The 5380-nt window shown below is 54.5% G+C and carries 3 rRNA genes; all 3 read right to left on the reverse strand.

Features of this window, described 5'->3' with window-relative positions:
- Positions 1–8: 8 nt before the first annotated feature.
- A 5S ribosomal RNA gene (rrf, locus tag ACWGJP_RS16265) occupies positions 9–125 on the reverse strand.
- 120 nt (positions 126–245) lie between these two features.
- Positions 246–3351, reverse strand: a 23S ribosomal RNA gene (locus tag ACWGJP_RS16270).
- 389 nt (positions 3352–3740) lie between these two features.
- Positions 3741–5265, reverse strand: a 16S ribosomal RNA gene (locus tag ACWGJP_RS16275).
- The 16S, 23S and 5S rRNA genes sit together here, the layout of an rRNA operon.
- Positions 5266–5380 lie beyond the last annotated feature (115 nt).

The raw sequence follows: 5380 nt of genomic DNA on the forward strand, positions 1-5380 counted from the left end.
TAAAAGAAGTCCGGCGGTGTCCTACTCTCCCACAGGGTCCCCCCTGCAGTACCATCGGCGCTGTGAGGCTTAGCTTCCGGGTTCGGAATGTAACCGGGCGTTTCCCTCACGCTATGGCCGCCGAAACACTATTGATGTTTCAATCAAACCTAAAGACACAACGTGTGTGCCTGAAGGGTTCTCGACCGTACATCGAGAACCACAAAGTGGACGCGGAGCAAATCAAAACATTGTTGATTCGAAGTGTTATCAAGTCATCGGCTTATTAGTACCAGTCAGCTGCATGCGTTACCGCACTTCCACATCTGGCCTATCAACCCAGTAGTCTGGCTGGGAGCCTCTCACCCGAAGGTATGGAAGTCTCATCTTGAGGCCGGCTTCCCGCTTAGATGCTTTCAGCGGTTATCCATCCCGAACGTAGCTAATCAGCGGTGCTCCTGGCGGAACAACTGACACACCAGAGGTTCGTCCAACCCGGTCCTCTCGTACTAGGGTCAGATCCTCTCAAACTTCCTACGCGCGCAGCGGATAGGGACCGAACTGTCTCACGACGTTCTAAACCCAGCTCGCGTACCGCTTTAATGGGCGAACAGCCCAACCCTTGGGACCTACTCCAGCCCCAGGATGCGACGAGCCGACATCGAGGTGCCAAACCATGCCGTCGATATGGACTCTTGGGCAAGATCAGCCTGTTATCCCCGAGGTACCTTTTATCCGTTGAGCGACAGCGCTTCCACAAGCCACTGCCGGATCACTAGTCCCGACTTTCGTCCCTGCTCGACCTGTCAGTCTCACAGTCAAGCTCCCTTGTGCACTTACACTCGACACCTGATTGCCAACCAGGTTGAGGGAACCTTTGGGCGCCTCCGTTACTTTTTGGGAGGCAACCGCCCCAGTTAAACTACCCACCAGGCACTGTCCCTGAACCGGATTACGGTCCGAAGTTAGATATCCAGAGTGACCAGAGTGGTATTTCAACAATGACTCCACATGAACTGGCGTCCACGCTTCAAAGTCTCCCACCTATCCTACACAAGCCACACCGAACACCAATACCAAGCTGTAGTAAAGGTCACGGGGTCTTTCCGTCCTGCTGCGCGTAACGAGCATCTTTACTCGTAATGCAATTTCGCCGAGTTCGCGGTTGAGACAGTTGGGAAGTCGTTACGCCATTCGTGCAGGTCGGAACTTACCCGACAAGGAATTTCGCTACCTTAGGATGGTTATAGTTACCACCGCCGTTTACTGGGGCTTAAATTCTCAGCTTCGCCTTGCGGCTAACCGGTCCTCTTAACCTTCCAGCACCGGGCAGGCGTCAGTCCGTATACATCGTCTTGCGACTTAGCACGGACCTGTGTTTTTAATAAACAGTCGCTACCCACTAGTCTCTGCGGCCACCACACCCTTTTCGGAGCAAGTCCGTATAAGTGGATGGCCCCCCTTCTCCCGAAGTTACGGGGGCATTTTGCCGAGTTCCTTAACCACGATTCTCTCGATCTCCTTGGTATTCTCTACCTGACCACCTGAGTCGGTTTGGGGTACGGGCAGCTAGAACCTCGCGTCGATGCTTTTCTTGGCAGCATAGGATCATCCACTTTTTATCCGCATCGTGTCTCAGCCTCAATGAGTCACGGATTTGCCTATGACTCGGCCTACGCACTTGCACCAGGACAACCATCGCCTGGCTTGGACTACCTTCCTGCGTCACACCTGTTAATACGCTAGCCGCACCAGCACGGGGTCGTACGCTAGGCCCCACGCCATCACCCGAAGGATCCGGTCATGAGGATTCAGATACTTAGCACTACTGGATTAGCTTGGGCGGTTCTTCACCGGTACGGGAATATCAACCCGTTGTCCATCGACTACGCCTGTCGGCCTCGCCTTAGGTCCCGACTTACCCAGGGAAGATTAGCTTGACCCTGGAACCCTTGGTCTTTCGGAGGACGTGTTTCTCACACGTCATTCGCTACTCATGCCTGCATTCTCACTCGTGTAGCCTCCACGGCTGGTTCACACCGCCGCTTCGCTGGCCACACGACGCTCTCCTACCCATCAATACGGCTGGACCACGAAGGCCTACCAAAAATATCAATGCCACAACTTCGGTGGCGTGCTTGAGCCCCGTTACATTGTCGGCGCGGAATCACTTGACCAGTGAGCTATTACGCACTCTTTCAAGGGTGGCTGCTTCTAAGCCAACCTCCTGGTTGTCAAAGCAACTCCACATCCTTTCCCACTTAGCACGCGCTTAGGGACCTTAGATGGTGGTCTGGGTTGTTTCCCTCTCGACTATGAAGCTTATCCCCCACAGTCTCACTGCTGCGCTCTCACTTACCGGCATTCGGAGTTTGGCTGACGTCAGTAACCTTGTAGGGCCCATCGGCCATCCAGTAGCTCTACCTCCGGCAAGAAACACGCAACGCTGCACCTAAATGCATTTCGGAGAGAACCAGCTATCACGAAGTTTGATTGGCCTTTCACCCCTATCCACAGCTCATCCCCTCAGTTTTCAACCTAAGTGGGTTCGGCCCTCCACGACGTCTTACCGTCGCTTCAGCCTGGCCATGGATAGATCACTTCGCTTCGGGTCTAGGACATGCGACTGAATCGCCCTATTCAGACTCGCTTTCGCTACGGCTACCCCACACGGGTTAACCTCGCCACATATCACTAACTCGCAGGCTCATTCTTCAAAAGGCACGCTGTCACACCTACCAGGGGTGCTCCAACGGTTTGTAAGCAAACGGTTTCAGGTACTATTTCACTCCCCTCCCGGGGTACTTTTCACCTTTCCCTCACGGTACTTGTCCGCTATCGGTCATCTGGGAGTATTTAGGCTTATCAGGTGGTCCTGACAGATTCACACGGGATTTCACGGGCCCCGTGCTACTTGGGATACTCTTCACGCCAGAACACGCGTTTCGACTACGGGGCTGGCACCCACTACGGCCCGCCTTTCAAGACGGTTCGTCTACACGCTTCTGTAACGCCGGCTGCTCGGCAGAACAACCAGAAAAGTCCCACAACCCCGAACATGCAACTCCTGCCGGATATCACACACACTCGGTTTAGCCTCATCCGCTTTCGCTCGCCACTACTCACGGAATCACATGTTGTTTTCTCTTCCTGTGGGTACTGAGATGTTTCACTTCCCCACGTTCCCTCTACCCGCCCTATATATTCAGGCGGGAGTCACCAGGTCGGCACGCCGCCTGGCGGGGTTTCCCCATTCGGACACCCTCGGATCAAAACTTGCTTATCAGTTCCCCGAGGCTTATCGCAGATTGCTACGTCCTTCTTCGGCTCCAGATGCCAAGGCATCCACCGTTTGCTCTTAAAGACTTGAAATCACATGAGTTCGAATCGTCAAAAAATTGACTAATGATCTTTAAGATCATCTTTCACAACACAACCCCAAAGGGTCATGCTGAAGATGCTCGCGTCCACTGTGTAGTTCTCAAAGTACGGGCGGTACCCCTCCCCGCTCCCCCAAAGGAGAAACAGCAAGAGGCCCAGAGGTACGGCCACGAATCCGAAGACCCGCATCCGGTCCCTCAGGACCCAACAGCGTGCAGCCACCACATCCCGCCCGAACCACGTTCCCACCCCCGAAGAGGCGTACTAGAAATCCGAACCATCCGCGATGGCATGTCAAATGTTCCACCCATGAGCTCCGGTCACACACATTCGGTGTGAATCCGGCTCTGTCAGAACCGAAGTCCTGCAGTGCTCCTTAGAAAGGAGGTGATCCAGCCGCACCTTCCGGTACGGCTACCTTGTTACGACTTAGTCCTAATTACCGATCCCACCTTCGACGGCTCCCTCCACAAGGGTTAGGCCACCGGCTTCAGGTGTTACCGACTTTCATGACTTGACGGGCGGTGTGTACAAGACCCGGGAACGTATTCACCGCAGCGTTGCTGATCTGCGATTACTAGCGACTCCGACTTCATGAGGTCGAGTTGCAGACCTCAATCCGAACTGGGACCGGCTTTTTGGGATTCGCTCCACCTTACGGTATCGCAGCCCTTTGTACCGGCCATTGTAGCATGCGTGAAGCCCAAGACATAAGGGGCATGATGATTTGACGTCATCCCCACCTTCCTCCGAGTTGACCCCGGCAGTATCCCATGAGTTCCCACCATTACGTGCTGGCAACATAGAACGAGGGTTGCGCTCGTTGCGGGACTTAACCCAACATCTCACGACACGAGCTGACGACAACCATGCACCACCTGTTCACGAGTGTCCAAAGAGTTGACCATTTCTGGCCCGTTCTCGTGTATGTCAAGCCTTGGTAAGGTTCTTCGCGTTGCATCGAATTAATCCGCATGCTCCGCCGCTTGTGCGGGTCCCCGTCAATTCCTTTGAGTTTTAGCCTTGCGGCCGTACTCCCCAGGCGGGGAACTTAATGCGTTAGCTGCGTCACGGAATCCGTGGAAAGGACCCCACAACTAGTTCCCAACGTTTACGGGGTGGACTACCAGGGTATCTAAGCCTGTTTGCTCCCCACCCTTTCGCTCCTCAGCGTCAGTTACGGCCCAGAGATCTGCCTTCGCCATCGGTGTTCCTCCTGATATCTGCGCATTCCACCGCTACACCAGGAATTCCAATCTCCCCTACCGCACTCTAGTCTGCCCGTACCCACTGCAGGCCCGAGGTTGAGCCTCGGGATTTCACAGCAGACGCGACAGACCGCCTACGAGCTCTTTACGCCCAATAATTCCGGATAACGCTTGCGCCCTACGTATTACCGCGGCTGCTGGCACGTAGTTAGCCGGCGCTTTTTCTGCAGGTACCGTCACTCTCGCTTCTTCCCTGCTAAAAGAGGTTTACAACCCGAAGGCCGTCATCCCTCACGCGGCGTTGCTGCATCAGGCTTCCGCCCATTGTGCAATATTCCCCACTGCTGCCTCCCGTAGGAGTCTGGGCCGTGTCTCAGTCCCAGTGTGGCCGGTCACCCTCTCAGGCCGGCTACCCGTCGACGCCTTGGTGAGCCATTACCTCACCAACAAGCTGATAGGCCGCGAGCCCATCCCAGACCAAAAAATCTTTCCAGTAGCTGACCATGCGATCGCTACTCGTATCCAGTATTAGACGCCGTTTCCAGCGCTTATCCCAGAGTCCGGGGCAGGTTGCTCACGTGTTACTCACCCGTTCGCCACTGATCCACAAGAGCAAGCTCCTGCTTCACCGTTCGACTTGCATGTGTTAAGCACGCCGCCAGCGTTCATCCTGAGCCAGGATCAAACTCTCCGTAAAAAAGAAATGCATACACAACCGGGAAAACGGCCATGCAGCGAGTTTGAAACTGACCAAAAGAATGAATATCAAACTGACATCCATATAAATTGATCCAAAGGAATCTCACCCCACC

The sequence above is a fragment of the Microbacterium sp. NPDC055903 genome (assembly GCF_053615555.1).